Source organism: Pelagibius sp., from assembly GCF_028281305.1.
Classification (GTDB): domain Bacteria; phylum Pseudomonadota; class Alphaproteobacteria; order Kiloniellales; family Kiloniellaceae; genus Pelagibius.
In genome coordinates, this window is record NZ_JANQKD010000034.1 from 32,432 (window position 1) to 50,051 (window position 17,620).

Consider the following 17,620-nt stretch of genomic DNA (forward strand, 5'->3'; position numbering starts at 1 on the left):
TTAAGCTTCGGCAGCCTTGGCTGCGGCCACCGCCTCGCGAAAGGCAGGCACGCGGGCCGTCACTGCGGCGGCATCGTCACCGGGCCGGTAGAGGCTGCCGCCCAGTCCGAAGCCCCTGGCCCCCGCCGCCCAGTACCCCGGGATCTTCTCCGGCGTGATGGAGCCGACCGCCAGGACCGGAAGATCGGGCGGGAACACCGCCCGCATGGCCTTCACCACCGGCGGCGGATTGGCCTCTGCCGGAAACAGCTTCACTGCGTCGGCGCCGGCCTCGATCACGGCAAGCCCTTCGGTGGGCGTGGCAAAGCCGGGCACGGCATAAAGACCCCGATCCTTGGCCGCCCTGACAACGGCTAGGCCTGCATTGGGGGTAACGATCAGGCGTCCGCCCGCCCCGGCAACCGCTTCGACGTCGGCGGGATCCAGCACCGTCCCCGCTCCGACGAGGGCTTCGCCGCCGCAGGCTTCGGCCAAGGCGGCGATGCTGTCCAGGGGTCTGGGGGAGTTCAGCGGCACCTCGATGATGCCGATCCCCTCAGCCAGCAGGGCCCGGCCGATGGCGACAACCTCCTCCGGCTTGACGCCGCGCAGGATGGCCACCAGCGGCATTCTGTCCATCCAGGACCTGAGATCCGTCATCGCATCCTCGCGATGGTGTCGCCGTCAAACAGCCTGCGGGCCACCTGAAACAGGCCCTTGGCCGCCACCTCGGCATCGAGACGCCTTACATCGCACCCGAGGTTGCGGAGGGCAACCTCGTAAAGCGCCTCCAGCGCCGGCGTGCCGAGCAGGGCGACCTGGGGCGGCGGGCCTTCGAGATCGCGCAGCGCCGCCGAAACCTCATGGCCGATCAGGAGGCCGGAGAGATAGCTGCGCACGGCGCCTTCCGGAAGGGCGCCGCTGAGCACGCGGCTGCGCGCCGAAAACAGCACCCGGAGCAAGGCACCCTCCGCCCCCAGCGCGACCCCCTGCTCGAACCAGGCGTCCGCCGCCGCCGGTTCCGCGGTCATCAGCCGCCCAAGGATGGAGTGCCTCTGCAGAAGGTCATAGACCTCGCCGGTCATGTAGGTGGCAAAGCCCGTCACCGCCCCGCCGGCGACGCTCGCCCACTTGCTGTGGGTGCCGGGCAGGCAGATCACCGCCCGCTTGCCTGAACCCTCGGCTGAGAGGTCGGACATCGCCCCGAGAATCTGAATCTCCTCGCCCCGCATGACATCGGGCAGACCGGGGACGGTTTCGGCGCTGAGCCCCGGCACGATCCAGACCTCGACCCCCGGCCAGCGCTGCGCATCCGACCAGTCCAGACGTTTCAGCCCACCGGCCAGCATGGAAAGATCGCAGGGACAGGGGCAGTAAGGCACCTCGACCCAGCCCTGCCGGCTGCCGATCATGCCGCTCATGACGACCAGAGCGCCGGGCCGTTCGTCCAGCCAGTCGCCGACCTGCTGCCGGAAGGCGGCTGCGAAATCCCCACCGGGAACCCGCAGAATGCCGGAATCCGAGGCACGGCGGTCCCGAATCGCTCCATCGGGACCCAGGACATAGGCGCGAAACGATGATGTGCCCCAGTCAACCGCAATGACGGGGCGCGGTGCGGTCACAGATAGTCCTCGATGTAAGCTGCGACGATGGCATCGAGGCTCGCGTCCTTGGGGAGGCCGAGGGCCGTTGCGCGCTCATGGGAAGCATCTTTCGGCCAGCCGGCTACGATCTGCTCGATGAAGGGGTCCGGTTCGAAAACGATCTCGCCCAGCGTCCTATCCGCGGCCACACGCTTCAGGGACTCGATCATTTCCGCAACGGTGACCGTAAAACTCGGCAGGCTGAACGCGCGGTCATCCCCCAGAGCCGTGGCGTCGGCCTCGTGCAGGGCGATGAAGCCCTCGACAATGGAGCGGTAGCTGAGCACCGGCATGACGGTCTCCGCCGCCACCGGGATCTTGCAAAGCTCCCCGTTCAAGGGCTCGCGGAACAGGCCGGACACGAAGCTGGAAGCCGCCTGGTTGGGTTTGCCGGGCCGCACGATCACCGTCGGCAGGCGGGCGGAACGCCCATCGAAGAAACCCTTGCGGGTATAGTCGTTGACCAGCAGTTCGCAGACCGACTTGGTCATGCCATAGGTCGTTTGCGGCGTCTGCTTCACGCTGTCGCCGACGACCGTGGGCATGCCCGCGCCGCCGAAGACCGCGATCGAACTGGCGAAAACCAGGCGCGGCAGGCCGTCGCGGGCGCGCAGGGCCTCGAACACGTTCAGGCCGCCGTACAGGTTGACGCGCAGGGCAAGATCAAAGTCCTTTTCACCGCCGCCGCTGACCACCGAGGCCAGATGAAAGACGGAGATGTCGTCGCGATCGATGAGGCCGGCAACCGTGGCCGCGTCGGAGATGTCGCCGCTCTGGAAGACCACCCGCTCGTCGGCCCATTCCGGGCGCTCCGGCGGTGTCGCGACATCGAACAGCAGCAGGGAGTCGATGTCCGCTGCCGCACCGTCTGGTGCAGTCAGGCTACCGCGCTGCAACAATGCTTGCGCCAACCGCAGGCCGATGAAGCCTGCTCCGCCGGTAATGACAACTTTCACGCCACGTTCCTCCCCGCTTCTGGGTGCTTTTCCGCCCCTATGTGCTTTCGGGCGCTGATTGTGGCCATGCGGCGCTGGCTGCGCAACGTGGCATCTGCATATGGGGATCTGGTTATGGAGATCCGGTCCGGGGGATACAGCACCCCTTCGCTGTCGCCTTGGCGCTGGGCCGGAGGTTTGCTATTGATCTTGGACGCCCCCGCCAGAGGGCCAGCCACGCAACCTCCAGATCCGCCCTAGCGCACCTTACCAATGCCCCTATGTCCCGGCGCCCTTTGCCTTGCGGCCTTGCGGTCCTGAGGCTCCGAGGGCGCCCTCGTATCACGGAGAGACAGAGAGTGAAGCCGGAGCTTTTACTAGTCGGCCCAATGATGCCGCATGTCATGGAAGCCCTGGACGAGGACTTCACGGTCCATCGTCTTTGGGAGGCGGAAGACCGCGACGCCCTGCTGGCCCAGGCCGGCAGCACCGTGCGGGCCATCGGCACGAACGGACATCTCGGAGCTTCTGCCGCACTGATGGATGCCCTGCCGAAGCTGGAGATCATCGGCTGCTACGGCGTCGGCGTCGACTCCATCGACCTGCCCCACGCGGCAAAGCGCAACGTGATTGTCACAAACACGCCGGACGTGCTGAACGACGACGTCGCCAACATGGCGATCGCCCTGCTGCTGGCGACCTCCCGGCGGATCTGCGCCGGCGACCGCTACGTGCGCGACGGCCGCTGGCTGGAAGCAAACATGCCCCTGACCAGAAGCATTCGCGGCAAGCGCCTGGGGATTCTCGGCCTGGGGCGCATCGGCAAGGACATCGCAACCAAAGCTTCGGTCTTCGGCATGGACATCGGCTATCATGGCCGCAGCCGGCAGAACGACGTGCCATACCGCTACTACGACGACCTGGTTGCCATGGCAAAAGACAGCGATTACCTGGTGGCGATCTGCCCGGGTGGCGAGGCGACGCACAATATCGTGAACCGGCCCGTGATCGACGCCCTGGGGCCTGAGGGTGTTCTGATCAACGTCGCCCGCGGGTCGGTGGTCGACGAACCGGAACTGGTCGCGGCCCTGCAGGACGGGCGGCTCGGCGGCGCCGGTCTGGACGTCTTCGCCGAAGAGCCCAAGGTGCCCGACGCGCTTCTGACGATGGATCAGGTGGTCTTGCAACCGCACGCGGCCAGCGCCACTGTCGAAACGCGTCATGCCATGGGCGATCTTGTCGTTCAGAACCTGCGGGCGCACTTTGCCGGCCAGCCGGTCCTGACTCCGGTCCAGTAGGCCGGTCCAGAAGAACAGAAGAGCATAAGGAGACATGCCATGAAGTTGCTGCGCTATGGAGCGCCCGGACGGGAAAAGCCGGCAGCCGTCGACCGCAAAGGGGTTCTGCGCGACCTGTCGGGCCAGATCGGCGATCTGGCCGGCGCGGCGCTGCTTCCCGAGAATCTGGACGCCCTGAGGGGACTGGATCTGGAAAGCCTGCCGGAAATCGAAGGCACCCCACGCATCGGGCCCTGTGTCGGCGAGGTCGGGAAGTTCGTGGCCATAGGCCTGAACTACGCTGACCACGCCAAGGAATCCGGCGTCGACGTGCCGCGCGAGCCGGTGATCTTCATGAAGGCCACCTCCTGCATCTGCGGGCCCAACGACAACGTGGTCATTCCCGGCGGATCGGAGAAGACCGACTGGGAGGTCGAACTGGGTGTGGTGATCGGAACGCCCGGGCACAATATCGAAGAGGCCGAGGCCCTGTCCCATGTCGCCGGCTACTGCGTGGTCAACGACGTTTCCGAACGGGCCTTTCAGCTTGAAGGCACCGGTCAATGGGTCAAGGGCAAGAGCGCCGATACCTTCGGTCCCGTCGGCCCCTGGCTGGTGACGTCAGACGAAGTGCCGGACCCGCAGAACCTGCCGATCTGGCTGGAGGTCAACGGCCACCGCTATCAGGACGGCAGCACCAAGACCATGGTCTTTCCGGTTGCCCATCTGGTCAGCTATGTCAGCCGTTTCATGTCGCTGCAGAGCGGCAACATCATCACCACAGGCACGCCGCCCGGCGTCGGCATGGGCCAGAACCCACCCACCTACCTGAAGCCCGGCGACGTCATGACCCTGGGCATCGATGGTCTGGGCGAGCAGCGTCAGCACGTCGTCGCCAGCAACTGAGAACGCTTGGCGCCTCTGTCGCCTGCCTGCGAGCGGGCCAGGGCGCAATTGGAAGGACCGAGGTAAATGAGCGCAGCGAAGCAGAGAGTCGGCTTCATCGGTGTCGGGCTGATGGGCCACGGCATGGCGAAGAACATCGTCGAAAAGGGCTATCCCCTGGAGGTGATGGGCCACCGCAACAAGAAGCCGGTGAAGGACCTGGTCAAGCGCGGCGCCAAGGAGGCCAAGAGCCCGGCCGCAATGGCGCGCGACTGTGATGTGATCTTTCTCTGCGTCACCTCATCGGTTCAGGTGGAAGACCTGATCCACCGCGCTGACGGTATCAAGGCGGGTGCCCACAAGGGCCTGATCATCGTCGACTGTTCGACCGCCGACCCCAACTCCACGATCGCCCTGGCCGAAGAGCTGAAGCCGCTCGGCGTGCGCCTGATCGACGCGCCTCTCGGCCGCTCCCCCAAGGAAGCCGAGCAGGGGCTGCTGAACACTTTCGTTGGTTCAGACGACAAGACCCTGAAAGAGGTCCTGCCGATCATCGAGACCTGGGCGGAGAACATCATCCACGTCGGGCCCATCGGTTCGGGCCACAAGATCAAGCTGATCAACAACTTCGTCGCCATGAGCTACTCGGCGATCTTCGCCGAGGCCTACACCACGGCCAAGAAAACCGGCGTGCCGCTGGACAAGTTCTACGACGTCATCACCGCCGGCGGGCTCAACAGCGGATTCTTCCAGAACCTCAGCAAGTGGGTCATCGGCCGCGATCCCAAGGCGCATGAGTTCACCCTGGCGAACTGCGACAAGGACATCCGCTACTACAACCAGTTGGCCAATGCGGAAAAGCTGACCACCGTGGTCGCCTCCTCCGTGCAGCAGAGCTACACCATGGCGCTGGCGATGGGCCGCGGCGACTGGCACATGCCCATGCTGGCCGACGTTATCGCGGACTTCAACGGCATCTCCCTCGGCGCAAAGCCGAAGGCGGCTAAAGCGAAAGCGGGCAAAGCAAAAAAGGCCGCGAAGAAGGCCAAGAAAGCGGGGAAGAAGTAGGACCTAGCCGCCGAAGCGGCCGGGCGCCAAGCCGGTAACGCCGGGGTCGATCTCGAAGAGAGCCCCGGCAAGCGGCTGGTCCTCCAGTTCCTGGTCACTGAGGCCAACAGAGGCCGAGGTCACGAAAAGGCGGTCAAGGTTGTCGCCGCCGAAGGCGCAGCTCGTGACCTGGCCGACCGGCATCTCGATCACCCGGTCCAGTTCGCCGTTCGGGCGGAAACGGCTGATACGCCAGCCGCCCCAGTGCGCGACCCAGAGCCCGCCATCCGCATCGCAGGTCATGCCGTCCGGGTAGCCGTCGCCTTCCGGGATCTTGGCGAAGACGCGTTTGCCGTTCAGCCGTCCGTCGGACGAGAGATCAAAGGAATAGATCGTGCCCTCGACGGTGTCGGTGTGATACATCACGCTTTCGTCGGGGCTGAGCGCCGGGCCGTTGCTGACCACATAGCCTTTGTCGACGCGGTGCCAGTCCAGGTCGGGATCGAGCCTGTAAAGGCAGCCGCTGGCCTCGCGCTCATTGTCGTCCATGGTACCGGCCCAGATCCGCCCCTGGGCGTCGGCCTTGGCGTCGTTGAAGCGGTTATCGGGATAGTCCGGTTCCGGTTGGCCGATCACCTCGACCGCCATGGTGCCTGGGGTCAGAAAGACGAACCCGCGGTCCTTGAAGCCCGCAACCAGACCTTCGCCGTTGTCGCGCTCAATCACCCAGCCGATGCGCTCCGGCATCACCCAGGACGTGGTATCGCCGTCTGCGAGCCGGTAGCGGTGCAGCGCGGGAGACTTGATGTCCACCCAGTAGAGCGCGCCTTCTCCAGGCGACCACAGCGGGCCTTCGCCCAGCGCCGCGCCCGCAGGCCAAAGGCACTTCACCTCCGACATCCCGTTTCTCCGTCACGGCTGTCCCTCTTGCCAGCGGCTACCTTAGAGACATCTGCGAAGGATCAAAACAAACAAATGCCTATAGCAGGGTTGCGCAGAAGCGGGATGGCCTCAGAGATAGCGTTGTGCGTAGTAGCGCCCGAACTTCGCCGGGTCGCCACCAGCATCGTTGAGGAAATGCAGGATGTCTTCCGCAACACGGCGTCCGGTGATGTAGGCGCCATGCACCGCGAGAGGCTGATAATGGCGGTCGTAAGCCGGTGCCACCGCCTCCCCGGCCCAGAACAGCGGCAGCGTATCGCGCGGATCCTTCAGCGCCTCGCGCGCTTCCTTGGCCAGCATCCGGCCCTGGCGGCGCGGCGCAAAGGCAAGATATGAGTTGCCGCCCTTTGCGAAGGGATCCTTCGACCAGTCCTGACGCAGATAGTTCGGACGGAAGGTGCCGTTGCGGTCGGTCTTGCCCACCAGCACCGCCTTTTGGGTCCAGCGGCGATTGCGCCCATAGATTCGCCCGATCGCCTCGAAGACATGGGCGATGGCCGCTTCGTCGTCCATGCCGGCGATCTGGTCATGGTCCTGGTTCATCAGCAGGCCCGTCAGCACATGCGGGCCGTGATGTTCCTTCGGGAAGGAGGAAAAGAAGGTTCGCGCCTTGCCTTGCGGGTTGCTCAGCACCGACATGTGACCCGATGATTCGCCACCGTCGTCAACCCACACGCGCTCCTTGAACTCCAGGCTGAACTTGGTGATGGCGCCCATGCGCACCAGCCCCAGCGCCTCGCACTTGCGGGGCGTCAGCAGCGGGCCGAAGATCGCATCGCCTTCGCCGCTGTCCGGGTTCAGCATGCCGGCGGAAAAGGTGCAGACCGCGCTGCGGCCGCGGAAGACCGCGCCACCGGCGGTGGTGACCGCAACCGTTCCGTCGGCCCGGCGCTCGACCTTAACGACCTTGCGTCCCGTGGACCCGGCCCGGCTCTTTTCTATCTTGCCGCCGGCCTTGCGAAACTCCTCGGCGATCTTCGCCGGTAGGGTATCGAAGCCACAGAGCCCGAAGGGTTTCACCGCGTCGTGCTCCATGCGCAATTCCTTGCGCTCCATCAACTGATCGATGATTGCATCGGTCTTGAGCCCGGCGATGGAGATCTCGTTCAGCGGCCCCGGCGTGTGGGCGGACAGCGTGTATTCCAGCAGTGCCAGCGCGCGCTTGGAGAGATCGTTCTTCTCGGCGTAGCGCTTGATGAAAGTCGCCGTCGTCATGTCGGCCTTGGTGGCGGCGTCGAACTCCTGGATCTTCTGCAAGGCATCGGGCATCGACCAGAATTCCGGCTGGATGATCACCTCGGCCAGCATCTTGGTGCGCTGCCAGGGGCTGAAGAACATGCGGTTGCGCGGGATCTTCAGAAAGCCCATGCCGCATTTGTGGAAGGGCGAGGTGGTGAAGCCGTGTTTGCGCACCTCCCGCCAGAACTCGAGGTAGCGGTCCTGCTCGGCGATGTGGATGTACTCCGCACCGCCTTCGACGGGTACCGGCTTGCCGCTTTTCTTCACGATATCGCGGCGCGAATACATGCGCCCGCCGATGCGGCTGGCCCCTTCCAGAAGCAGGACCTTCAGGCCCGCGACCTGCAGGTCGCGGGCCGCGGTCACGCCGCTGATTCCGGCACCGAGGACGATGCAGTCGTAGAGCGCGCTGGCGGATGATGAGGTGCTTGAAGCTGGCGTCGGCATGATTCGCCCCCTGACGTGCGCGCGCCGCCGCCCGGCGGCGCCTGCCTGGTGAAACCGCATACCTGCAGGGAACCCCTGCCCGCGCTCCCTGCGGACAGACATGGATCACAACAGATTGGCGAACCCCCCGGCGCCGCTCCGCAAGAGCCGCAACGACGTCACGGCTCTCGCGCGGCCAAGTCTAAGCCGCAATCGAGGTTCGGACCAAGCAATAGCAGAAGCCCGAAGCGGAAAAGACGGAAACCCCGGGCTACTCCGAAAGGATGACAGGGTGTCTGAACGCTTCGGTCAACCGCCGGCGGCCGCGTCCGACATGCGCTGATAGACGTTACTGCTCCGGAAGTTTGGCCAGTGCTGAATCAACAGTTCGGCAGCGTTGCGGCCCTCTCCATCCCTGATTGTCGGGTCGGCCCCGTTGTCGAGCATTGCCTCAATCAACTGGGAGTTTGCGCTGAAGGTAACGGCCCAATGCAACGGCGTTTCGCCGTTATCGTTCCTGGCATTGATCTTCGCCCCTGCTGCTTTCAGCATCGGAATTATGCTTTTGGCGGCCTCCATGTTCAGCCGCCTTTCTTCGTCGGTCTCCTCGTCGGAGCCGATGTCGTAGCCATGCTCGCGCATCACTTCGTCGACTACCCCGCGCAGATAGACCCAGTGCATTGGCGTCGACCCAAGGTCGTCAGCGGCGTGGACATCAGCACCGTACTGGATCAGCAAGGCCACCATTTCCGGTGCCAGTGTACCGCCTGCGGCAGCGTGGAGCGGTGTACCGTACTCATCGTCCTGCGCAGTCAATGATGCACCCAGATCCAGGAGGCGCTTCGCCACTTCTGGGTTGGAAGACTCCGTGACCGCAAAGAAAAGCGGAGTCCACCCATTTTCAACCCTCGATTCGAGATTCGCCCCAGCCTCCGCAAGAACGGAGATGATCTGAGGGTTCTCATTTGCTTTGGCAGCAAGATGGATGGGCCTGATGTTGCCCTTGATGGGCCTTTGAACCTCACCACCTCTGTCGATGAGCAATCTCAGGACAGCAGGGTTCGGATTCGACGTAGCAGCCGTAAAGACCGGTGTGGCACCAAGAATGTTTTGCGCATTCGGGTTCGCGCCGTGATCCAAAAGGTATTCTACGATGGAAAGGCTGTCGGTGTGATAGACAGCATCATGGAGCGGTGTTTCACCAAAGTCATTGGATGCGACCGCCGAAGCCCCGTTTTCAAGCTCGGCCTTCACGGTCTGGAGAGTCGCATCTTCCCAAAACTGCGCGCGACACAGGGTCGTGCAGTTCGCGACCTGGGCTGACTTGCACGATGCCAAAGAGAGGGCGGCGGCAGAGAGGCCAAATGCGAGTACTAGAGAACGAAGCATGTAGTCTATGGTCCTGGTTTCACGGCAGAAGCTTCTCCAAAGACTCAAGGCAAGCCCCTTGCTCTTCAACCTTGGCGCGATACAGAGAGAGATTCAAGGCCCAAGCGTAGAGGCGGCCCGGCGGATGCCGGGCCGCCCTTTCCTACCCAGGCCGGACTGTGTCTAGCGGATGCCTTTCTCGATCAGGGGAATCAGCGCACCGATGGTCTGCGGCGTAACCGTGCCGGACCCGGTGTTGGTGAAGAGCCCGGTGAAGCCGTACCTGGCCGAGAGCACGCACTGGGTCACCGGCAGGAAACCCTGCAGGTAGAGCTGCTGATCCAGGACCGTCGAGATCCAGCCGTCCTCCAGGCCGTCGATGGTCGCGGGCGCGAGATCAATGCCGCCGACCACGACATCACCCGGCTGCTTGCCGGCATCCTCCAGCGCCTTCGGAATGAACGCGGTAACGCCGCCGTGCTGGGTGCCGATCGCCTTCACGTCCGGATTGTTGGCCAGATAGGCGGCGAGAATCGGCACGACAAGCGAGGAGTCCGAGTTCACCTCCGGCGAGATCTCCAGATAGTCGACCGAGAGCCCGGCCTCTTCCAGCGCCGTTTTGAGGCCCAATGTACTCTGGCCCCGCTCGGCCTCCGACAGCAGGCCGTAGACCAGGGCCTTGTCGCCGGAGCCGAGGCCCTGAGCCACCATCGACTGGCCGGTGATGTAGCCGCCGGTGTAAAGGTCGACGCCCGCATAGCCGAAACCGCCGGCCTGATGTTCCTTATAGAGTTCGGTGAGAGGCGCGTTGCCGCTGGTCACCACGATCCCCGCCGAGCGCGCCTCCGTGACCAGATCCGCAAAAGCGTCGCTGCCGGGATGCCCCATGATGCCGATGCAGGTGGGGCTTGCCGCCAATCCCTCGCGGAAGTGGTTCAGCATGGTCTCCGGCTGCCAGGCGGAGTACTGCTCGATCAACTCCAGGCCGAAAGCCTTGGCGGCGTCGCGGGCGCCGGTGGTTCGCGCCAGGGTCGCGCCGTCGCCGGCATTGCCGCCCATCTGCATGTACATCACCATACCCTCGCCCAGCATCCCCTCGGTGCTCTGCGCCTGTGCCGGCGCTGCGGCCAGGGCGATCACAGAGGCGAGGCCCAGGGCAAACCCGATCTGCGTGCGGCCGCCCTGTCTCGTTATGCCCTCTCTTGCTCCGCGCTGGCTCGACATCGTCGCTGCGTTCCACTGCATCACTCGTTCCTCCATTTCTTTGATTATCGTTGTCTCCTGTCCGGCCTTTACCGGGGACCAAGCGCCCGGGATCAGGCATGCGGACTGCCGGCCGGCTTTGAGCAGTCCGCAAAACATCAACAGACGCACCGCAACGGCAACCTCAGCCGTCGCGCCGCAAGAGGCGGCGCAGGGCCGCCAGACGGCCGGGGTCTTCCACCAGAAGGTGAAAGATCACCGCGCCGATAAACACGAGCCCGACGACGGCGCGCACCCAGAAGCCCTGGATGCCGCTGGCCACCAGTCCGGCCTCGATCATGACAATGATGAAAGCCCCGAAGAAGGAGCCGACGATGCTGCCCTGCCCGCCGAAGATCGAGGTGCCGCCGATGAAGACCGCCGCCAGGGCGATCAGCAGATAGCCCTGCCCCTGCGTGTTGAAAAAGTTCCGGTTTTCAAGGGTCAGCAGCACGGCGGCAAAGGCGGCCAGCACACCCATCAGGGTGAAGAGCTTGATGCGCTCCCGGTTGACGGAAATGCCGACCACCCGGGCCACCTTGGCGTTGTCGCCGATGAACAGCAGATGCTCGCCGAAGCGGTGCCGGTTCAGCAGGAACCAGAGGAAGATGGCAAGCGCCAGGACCCAGAGCGATTGCACCGGCAGAGCGCCGATGCGCCCGACGAAGACCTCCCAGACCGCGGTATCGCGGATGGTGCGGATGTTATAGGAGAGCCCGCCCGACACCACGGTCGTGATCCCGCCCCAGAAGAACTGCATGGCGAGAGTGGCGATGATCGAGGGCACGCCGATCCCGGCAACCAGGATGCCGTTCACCAGGCCGATCAGCGCCCCGCCGGCCAGCGCCGCCAGAAAGGCCAGCCAGGTCAGCTCATAGGTCTTGAAGAGATAGGCGAAGATGAAACCCGAGAAGGCGATGACCGAGGGAAAGGAAAGGTCGATCTCCCCCGCCGCGATCACCAGCGTCAGGCCCAGCGCCAGCACCAGGACCGGCGGCACGGTGGTCAGGAAGGAGGTGTAGATGCGGTAGCCGAGGAAGACGTTGGGCGCCAGGATCATGAAGAGGCCCACCAGGGCCAGAAAGACGCCGATGATCGGCAGGCCTTCCACCTGCGGCAGACGCCGTGCCTCCGGCTTCATGGCCGCCCCTCCCCGGCGCCATCGCGGCCATGCTGCAGATCGATCAGCGCCGCCGTCAGATCGGACAGCGACATCTCACCCCTTGTGATCTCGCGCACGATGCGGCCGCGGTCCAGGACGACCAGGCGGTCGGCCAGCTCGTGGACATGGGCCAGATTGTGCTCGATGTAGACGCAGGCACGGCCCGAATCCTTGATGTGACGCACAAAGTCCAGGACCTTGCGCACCTCCTTGATGGCAAGCGCCACCGTCGGCTCGTCGAGCACGATGAGGTCGGCGTCGAAATGCATGGCCCGGCCGATGGCAACCCCCTGGCGTTCACCGCCGGAAAGCTGAGAGACCGGGCTGTCCGCGTCGATCCCGACACCGCGAAAACCAATCTCGTTCAGCAGCACCTCGTTGGCGATCCGCTTCTGCTCTTTCACCTTGATGAAGCCGAGGCGGTTGGTGATCTGTCGGCCGACGAAGAAGTTGCGCCACAGCGGCTGCTTCTCGCCGAGGGACTTCTCCTGATAGACGGTCTCGAAGCGCAGTTCGTGGGCGCGGCCGACGGAGTAGGTCTCCCAGTCGACCTTCTGGTCGCGGATGTAGAGGTTGCCGGCGCTGGGGCGCTCGACCCCGGTCATGATCTTGATCAGGGTCGACTTGCCGGCCCCGTTGTCGCCGATCAACCCAACGATCTCGTTACGGCCGACGGCAAAATCGATGTCGCTGAGGGCCTGGACATTCCCGTAGTGCATCTGCACGCCCTCCAGACGCACAACGTCGCTGTACCCCGGCTCACTCATGCTCCCTTCGCCCTCCTTCTCCCTCTCTTTGTCCCCGTCTCTTTCTCTCTCGCAGGGCAGCAGCTCTGCGCAATGGCGCGACGGCTAGTTGTAAAAAGCGGCGGGCTCCCGCTTCTTCGGCAGCTTCAGCGCCGCCAGAACATCCGCCTTGGCATTCTTCAAGAGCCTGCGCATCGCAGACCGGGCGGTTTCAGGGTCGCGCTTCTCAATGGCCCGGAGCACCGCCTTGTGGCCCGGTAGCGAGGTGACGTGGGCGTCGGGTCGCGCCGAGCTGGAGAGCCGGAAGGAAACGGCCAGCGCCGTTTCAATCAACGATCCCAGCGACCCCATGAACTGGTTGCCGGAGGCGGTGAGGATGGCCTGATGGAACCTCAGATCGGTCGCCACGACGGCATCGCTGCCGCTCGGCGCCTGCTCCATTGCCTCGAACGCCTCCTGAATGGCTGCAAGCTCCGCTTTGCTGCGGCGCTGTGCTGCCATGGCCGCGCCGGAGGGTTCGATAATCTGGCGCATCTCGAAGAGGCTCTCGACCAGGTCTTCGACGGGTGCGGCCTCGAAATGCCAGGCCAGCACATCCGGGTCGAGCATGTTCCACTCGCCCCGCGCCCGGACGCGCGTGCCGACCTTGGGCTTGGACTCCAGCAAGCCCTTGGCGGCGAGCACCTTGATCGCCTCGCGCAGCGCAGTGCGGGAAACGTCGAGCGCAATACTGAGATCGGCTTCGCTGGGCAGCAGCGTCTCGGCGGGCAGCTCGCCGCTGATGATGCGCACGCCCAGATCGTGCGCGACCAGTCCATGCAGGCTGCGCTTCGAGTAGGTCTTGCTAGAGCGTCGCGTCCCTGACACTGTTTTTCCTTGCGGCGCAACGAGGCGCAGTCGCAACGCCGATGGGAGGATCCGGGCGACCTGACGACCGGCTTATTCCTCATACAATATGCTGATAGGTTAGCGGAACCGCGGCGCGGGTCAAGCGGCCAGGCAGGAACCACGGTGAATGGACCGCATCGAGGGGGACCGGAGCGATGCAGGAAAAGGGCGTAAGTGCGACGTCAGACAGCGGCGAGCGCGTCACTCTGAGAGCCGGCAGGGCCGAGTTGGAGCTGAGCCTCGAAGGCGGCTGCATCACCGCCTTTCGATGGCATCGCGAGGGAAACCCGATCGACTGGATGCGCCCGGCCCCATCCACCGCCAGCTTTGCACCGACGGAGGCAGCCTGCTTTCCCCTGGTCCCCTATTCAAACCGCATCCGCGAAGGCCGCTTCTCCTTCGAGGGGGAGAGCTACCAGCTGGCCCCGAACTTTCCGCCGGAACGCCACGCGATCCACGGCCACGGCTGGCAGAACCGCTGGCGCGCGGCCAACCAGGCTGCCGACGCCGTCACCCTGGTGTTCGACTATCCTGAGGACAGCGACGGGGACGGCAGTGACTGGCCTGCAAGCTATCGCGCCGAACAGCGCTTCGAATTGAGCGAACAGGATCTGATGGTCGAGATCGCCGTGAGCAACACCGGCACGCGGGTGATGCCGGCGGGCCTCGGCCTCCATCCCTACTTTCCGCGGACGCCGGAATGCCGGCTGACTGCGGCCATCGGGCGCATGTGGGAAAGCGATGCCGAAGTGATGCCAGCAGACCTGGTGGTCCCGCCACCGGACCGCGATCCCAGCCGCGGCATCCAGCCGGCCAAGGCCGGGCTCGACAACTGTTTCACCGACTTCGGCGGACAGGCGGTTATGGAATGGCCGGAGTGGGGCGCCAAGCTGACCATGACATCGGAAGCAGTGCTGGGCTTCCTCGTGGTCTACACGCCTCCGGGCGAGCGCTTCTTCTGTGTCGAGCCGGTCTCGGCGATCACCGACGCTGTGAACCTGGCGCAGCAGGGCCGCTCTGACAGCGGCTTCCGCAGCCTGGCCCCCGGCGCGCGCTTTGCCGCCCGCACCGTGTTCACACCGCACCTGGAAGCAGGCTGATGGCCGAAGGCACAGCGCGAAACCCGGGCGGATTTCATGGCATCTATCCCATGCTCTACGCCTTTTTCGATTCCGAAGACCGTCTCGACCGCGCCGCCATGCGCCGTCAGGTCGACGCCTGCCTGGCCGCCGGCGCGCACGGCATCGCCGCCCTGGGTCTCGCCACAGAGGTTTCCAAGCTCAGCGAGGCGGAACGCCGGCAGGTCATGGACTGGGTCTGCGAGGACGTCGCCGGGCGGCGGCCCGTCGCGCTGACCATCTTCGCCGCCTCCGTCGAGGAGCAGGTCGCCATGGGCCGCGCTGCGCGGGCCGCAGGCGCGGACTGGCTGATCCTGCAACCGCCGCCGGTCAAAGGTTTGCCGGAAAGCGACTACATACGCTTCTTCGGTGCGGTGGCTGATAAGCTCGACTGCCCGGTCGCCATTCAGAACGCGCCCGACTACATCGGCATCGGGCTTTCAACCCCCGGCCTGCTGGAGCTCAACCGCCAGCACCCCAACGTCTGCATCGTGAAGGGAGAGGGCCCGGCCCTCACCATCCGGCAGGTGATCGAGGAAACCGAGGGCCGCCTGGCGGTCTTCAACGGCCGCGGCGGGCTGGAACTGCCCGACAATCTGCGCGCCGGCTGTGTCGGGCTGATCCCGGCGCCGGACTGCTTCGACCGCCAGATCGCCATCTTCGAAGCGATGCGCCGCGGCACGGCAGAGGGCGAGCGCGAGGCGGAAGCCTTGTACCGCGAGATTCTGCCGGCCATCACCTTTGTCATGCAATCCATCGACACCCTGCTCTGCTACGGCAAGCGGGTCGCCGCGCTGCGTCTGGGGCTCAGCGTCCATGACCGGGCGCCGGCCCTGGCGCCCAGTGCCTTCGGCCTGGACTGCGCCAGGCGCTACGCGGAAGCGCTGGGACCTCTGGACGGAAGCGCCTCTAGCCCTGGCGGCGCAGCAGCAGCGCGTAGACGGTAACCGAAGCCGTGATGAGCAGCCCGTAGAGGAACTGGACGTAGAAGCCGGTGAGTCCGATGGCGACGATGCCGGCCTCCAGAGAGCCGATGATCAGCACACCCACGAAGGTGCCGTACATCGTCCCCTTGCCGCCGAAGACCGAGGTGCCGCCGATGAACACCGCCGCCAGGGTGGTCAGCAGCATGCCGTCGCCCTGGCTCGGCCAGAAGTAAGTCACCTCCGACGTCAGGAAGACCCCGGCCAGGGCGGCGAAGCCCCCCACCAGCATGAAACAGGCGATCTTGATGCGGTCCACCTTGATGCCCATCATCGCCGCCGAGGCAGCATTGTCGCCGACGAAGAGCACATGGCTGCCAAAGCGGTGGCGCCGGTAGAGCAGGCCGAGGGCCAGCGCGATGACCACCATCCAGACGAACTGCATGGGCAGCGCGTCCCCGAACAGCCGGCCGACGAAGACCTCGTGCAGCGGCGACTCGCGCAGGGAAACGAGTGCAATGCCCTTGCCTTCCGCGGCGATGTTCACCATGCCGCGCCAGAGGAACATGGTGCCGATGGTGGCGACGATGGAAGGAATGCCCACCTTGGCCACCAGGATCCCGTTGCCGAGACCGGCGATCACACCGACCAGAAGACAGGCAGCCAGCGCCAGCAGAAAGCTCTCGCTGGACACGTAGACCGTACCGAAGACCCAGGTGGAAAACCCCATGACCGAGGGGAAAGAGAGATCCATCTCCCCCAGGGTCACGACGAAGGTCATCGCCAGCGCCATGATGCCGAAGAACGGCATGGTCGACATGAAGGAGCGGTAGATGTCGTAGCGCAGGAAGACCTCGGGATTGCCGGTGAGGAACAGCAGATAGAGGCCGGCCAGGATGAGGGTGATGGCGATCTGGATCTTGTAGGCCGAGGCAAGCGCCGCCCAGTCCCGCCCGCCGCCGGCTTCCCCCACCGCGTCCTTGGTCTCGCTGGTCATGCGCCCGGCCCCTCCGCGCTGGAACCTTCCCCTTCCAGGCTGCCGGTGGTCGCCAGCAGCAGCATCTTGTGCACCAGCTCGTCCTGGCTGAGGTCCTGCTTGCGGAAGTCGCCGGCAATGCGGCCGCGGTCGAGAATGACGAAACGGTCGGAGACGTCGTAGACGTGGAAGATGTTGTGGTCGATGAAGATCGCCGACTTGCCCTGGCGCCGGATGTCCTTCACGAAGTCCAGGACCTTTGACGTCTCTTTCAGGGAGAGACCCATGGTCGGTTCGTCCAGTATGATGAGGTCGGCATCGAAGTAGAGGGCGCGCCCGATGGCCACGCCCTGCTTTTCGCCTCCGGAAAGGCCGCGAACCTCGGAGTCCACCGTGATGGCCTTGGAGGTGAAACCCATGTGGCGGCGGAGCAGCCGCTCCGTCTCGGCCTTCTGCTGCGCCACGTCGATGAAACCGAAACGGTTGGTGAGTTCCCGCCCGGCGAACATGTTGCGCCAGAGCGCCTGCTGATCGGCAAGGGCACGTTCCTGATAGACCGTCTCGATGCCGATCTCGCGGGATCGCTTCACCGAATGCTCCTGCCGGCGCGCGCCCTTGAACCAGACCTCTCCCGAGGAGGGGCTGTGAACGCCGGTGATGACCTTGATCAGGGTTGACTTGCCAGCCCCGTTGTCGCCGACCAAGGCGACAATCTCGTTCGGCCCGATGTCCAGATCGATGTCGTGAAGGACCTTGATCTTGCCGAACCCTTTGCTGACCCGGCGCAGCGACAAGAGGCTGTCGGTTGCAGTCATGGCGGTTCC

At 64.9% G+C, this 17,620-nt stretch carries 17 protein-coding genes; 5 read left to right on the forward strand and 12 right to left on the reverse strand.

The annotated features are described in order from the left end of the window. Genes Q0982_RS08445 through denD form a run of 3 tightly spaced genes read right to left on the reverse strand, consistent with a single transcriptional unit; the run spans window position 1 to window position 2,578 of the window. Window positions 1–639, reverse strand: a complete 639-nt coding sequence (locus Q0982_RS08445; protein ID WP_299394140.1) for a 2-dehydro-3-deoxy-6-phosphogalactonate aldolase — start codon at window positions 637–639, stop codon at window positions 1–3. Next, entirely contained in the window at window positions 636–1,601 is a 966-nt protein-coding gene (locus tag Q0982_RS08450) for a 2-dehydro-3-deoxygalactonokinase (RefSeq protein WP_299394142.1), read from the reverse strand. The genes Q0982_RS08445 and Q0982_RS08450 overlap by 4 nt, the downstream gene beginning before the upstream one ends. Continuing rightward, the gene (gene denD / locus Q0982_RS08455; protein WP_299394144.1) at window positions 1,598–2,578 is read right to left on the reverse strand and encodes a D-erythronate dehydrogenase; all 981 of its coding nucleotides are present in this window, start codon (window positions 2,576–2,578) and stop codon (window positions 1,598–1,600) included. The genes Q0982_RS08450 and denD overlap by 4 nt, the downstream gene beginning before the upstream one ends. A gap of 338 nt (window positions 2,579–2,916) precedes the next feature. Here denD and Q0982_RS08460 point away from each other — a divergent pair, with 338 nt between their 5' ends. The 3 genes from Q0982_RS08460 (at window position 2,917) to Q0982_RS08470 (ending at window position 5,787) form a co-directional block, all read left to right on the forward strand. Then, window positions 2,917–3,855, forward strand: a complete 939-nt coding sequence (locus Q0982_RS08460) for a 2-hydroxyacid dehydrogenase (RefSeq protein ID WP_299394146.1) — start codon at window positions 2,917–2,919, stop codon at window positions 3,853–3,855. A 39-nt stretch (window positions 3,856–3,894) separates the two neighbouring features. After that, window positions 3,895–4,740, forward strand: a complete 846-nt coding sequence (locus Q0982_RS08465; protein ID WP_299394148.1) for a fumarylacetoacetate hydrolase family protein — start codon at window positions 3,895–3,897, stop codon at window positions 4,738–4,740. A gap of 66 nt (window positions 4,741–4,806) precedes the next feature. After that, entirely contained in the window at window positions 4,807–5,787 is a 981-nt protein-coding gene (locus tag Q0982_RS08470) for an NAD(P)-dependent oxidoreductase (protein WP_299394151.1), read from the forward strand. A 3-nt stretch (window positions 5,788–5,790) separates the two neighbouring features. Here Q0982_RS08470 and Q0982_RS08475 read toward each other — a convergent pair whose 3' ends face one another. From Q0982_RS08475 to Q0982_RS08505, 7 genes are all read right to left on the reverse strand, one after another. Further along, window positions 5,791–6,666: an SMP-30/gluconolactonase/LRE family protein gene (locus tag Q0982_RS08475; RefSeq protein ID WP_299394153.1), complete on the reverse strand. Its 876-nt coding sequence runs from the start codon at window positions 6,664–6,666 to the stop codon at window positions 5,791–5,793. Between the two features lie 111 nt (window positions 6,667–6,777). Further along, the gene (locus tag Q0982_RS08480; RefSeq protein ID WP_299394156.1) at window positions 6,778–8,394 is read right to left on the reverse strand and encodes an NAD(P)/FAD-dependent oxidoreductase; all 1,617 of its coding nucleotides are present in this window, start codon (window positions 8,392–8,394) and stop codon (window positions 6,778–6,780) included. 288 nt (window positions 8,395–8,682) lie between these two features. Further along, on the reverse strand, window positions 8,683–9,762 hold the full coding sequence (locus Q0982_RS08485) for an ankyrin repeat domain-containing protein (RefSeq protein WP_299394158.1): 1,080 nt from the start codon (window positions 9,760–9,762) through the stop codon (window positions 8,683–8,685). A gap of 162 nt (window positions 9,763–9,924) precedes the next feature. Beyond that, window positions 9,925–10,986, reverse strand: a complete 1,062-nt coding sequence (locus tag Q0982_RS08490) for a substrate-binding domain-containing protein (RefSeq protein WP_299394161.1) — start codon at window positions 10,984–10,986, stop codon at window positions 9,925–9,927. Window positions 10,987–11,128: 142 nt separating this feature from the next. Next, complete coding sequence (locus Q0982_RS08495; RefSeq protein WP_299394163.1) at window positions 11,129–12,124, reverse strand: ABC transporter permease; 996 nt, start codon at window positions 12,122–12,124, stop codon at window positions 11,129–11,131. Beyond that, window positions 12,121–12,912, reverse strand: a complete 792-nt coding sequence (locus Q0982_RS08500) for an ATP-binding cassette domain-containing protein (RefSeq protein WP_299394166.1) — start codon at window positions 12,910–12,912, stop codon at window positions 12,121–12,123. The genes Q0982_RS08495 and Q0982_RS08500 overlap by 4 nt, the downstream gene beginning before the upstream one ends. 84 nt (window positions 12,913–12,996) lie before the next feature. After that, window positions 12,997–13,794, reverse strand: coding sequence for a FadR/GntR family transcriptional regulator (locus Q0982_RS08505; RefSeq protein ID WP_299394169.1), 798 nt, complete (start codon window positions 13,792–13,794; stop codon window positions 12,997–12,999). Window positions 13,795–13,934: 140 nt separating this feature from the next. On the opposite strand from Q0982_RS08505, the gene Q0982_RS08510 reads away from it, so the two are divergent. After that, a complete protein-coding gene (locus Q0982_RS08510; RefSeq protein WP_299394171.1) occupies window positions 13,935–14,879 on the forward strand; it encodes an aldose 1-epimerase in 945 nt (314 codons plus the stop codon). Continuing rightward, window positions 14,879–15,844 carry a dihydrodipicolinate synthase family protein gene (locus tag Q0982_RS08515; RefSeq protein WP_299394173.1) on the forward strand — a complete coding sequence of 322 codons (966 nt, stop codon included), beginning with the start codon at window positions 14,879–14,881 and terminating at the stop codon, window positions 15,842–15,844. Before Q0982_RS08510 ends, Q0982_RS08515 begins: the two co-directional genes overlap by 1 nt. Here the strand turns inward: Q0982_RS08515 and Q0982_RS08520 are convergent. After that, window positions 15,807–16,817, reverse strand: a complete 1,011-nt coding sequence (locus Q0982_RS08520; RefSeq protein ID WP_299394175.1) for an ABC transporter permease — start codon at window positions 16,815–16,817, stop codon at window positions 15,807–15,809. The genes Q0982_RS08515 and Q0982_RS08520 overlap by 38 nt on opposite strands. Beyond that, window positions 16,814–17,611, reverse strand: coding sequence for an ATP-binding cassette domain-containing protein (locus tag Q0982_RS08525; RefSeq protein ID WP_299394178.1), 798 nt, complete (start codon window positions 17,609–17,611; stop codon window positions 16,814–16,816). Before Q0982_RS08525 ends, Q0982_RS08520 begins: the two co-directional genes overlap by 4 nt. Between the last annotated feature and the right edge of the window lie 9 nt (window positions 17,612–17,620).

Coding starts and splice junctions, on each gene's coding strand:
- Q0982_RS08485 (WP_299394158.1), bottom strand. CDS start 9,762: ATGCTTCGTTCTCTAGTACTCGCATTTGGCCTCTCTGCCGCCGCCCTC.
- Q0982_RS08480 (WP_299394156.1), bottom strand. CDS start 8,394: ATGCCGACGCCAGCTTCAAGCACCTCATCATCCGCCAGCGCGCTCTAC.
- Q0982_RS08490 (WP_299394161.1), bottom strand. CDS start 10,986: ATGCAGTGGAACGCAGCGACGATGTCGAGCCAGCGCGGAGCAAGAGAG.
- Q0982_RS08495 (WP_299394163.1), bottom strand. CDS start 12,124: ATGAAGCCGGAGGCACGGCGTCTGCCGCAGGTGGAAGGCCTGCCGATC.
- Q0982_RS08475 (WP_299394153.1), bottom strand. CDS start 6,666: ATGTCGGAGGTGAAGTGCCTTTGGCCTGCGGGCGCGGCGCTGGGCGAA.
- Q0982_RS08510 (WP_299394171.1), top strand. CDS start 13,935: ATGCAGGAAAAGGGCGTAAGTGCGACGTCAGACAGCGGCGAGCGCGTC.
- Q0982_RS08465 (WP_299394148.1), top strand. CDS start 3,895: ATGAAGTTGCTGCGCTATGGAGCGCCCGGACGGGAAAAGCCGGCAGCC.
- Q0982_RS08500 (WP_299394166.1), bottom strand. CDS start 12,912: ATGAGTGAGCCGGGGTACAGCGACGTTGTGCGTCTGGAGGGCGTGCAG.
- Q0982_RS08470 (WP_299394151.1), top strand. CDS start 4,807: ATGAGCGCAGCGAAGCAGAGAGTCGGCTTCATCGGTGTCGGGCTGATG.
- Q0982_RS08445 (WP_299394140.1), bottom strand. CDS start 639: ATGACGGATCTCAGGTCCTGGATGGACAGAATGCCGCTGGTGGCCATC.
- Q0982_RS08520 (WP_299394175.1), bottom strand. CDS start 16,817: ATGACCAGCGAGACCAAGGACGCGGTGGGGGAAGCCGGCGGCGGGCGG.
- Q0982_RS08515 (WP_299394173.1), top strand. CDS start 14,879: ATGGCCGAAGGCACAGCGCGAAACCCGGGCGGATTTCATGGCATCTAT.
- Q0982_RS08525 (WP_299394178.1), bottom strand. CDS start 17,611: ATGACTGCAACCGACAGCCTCTTGTCGCTGCGCCGGGTCAGCAAAGGG.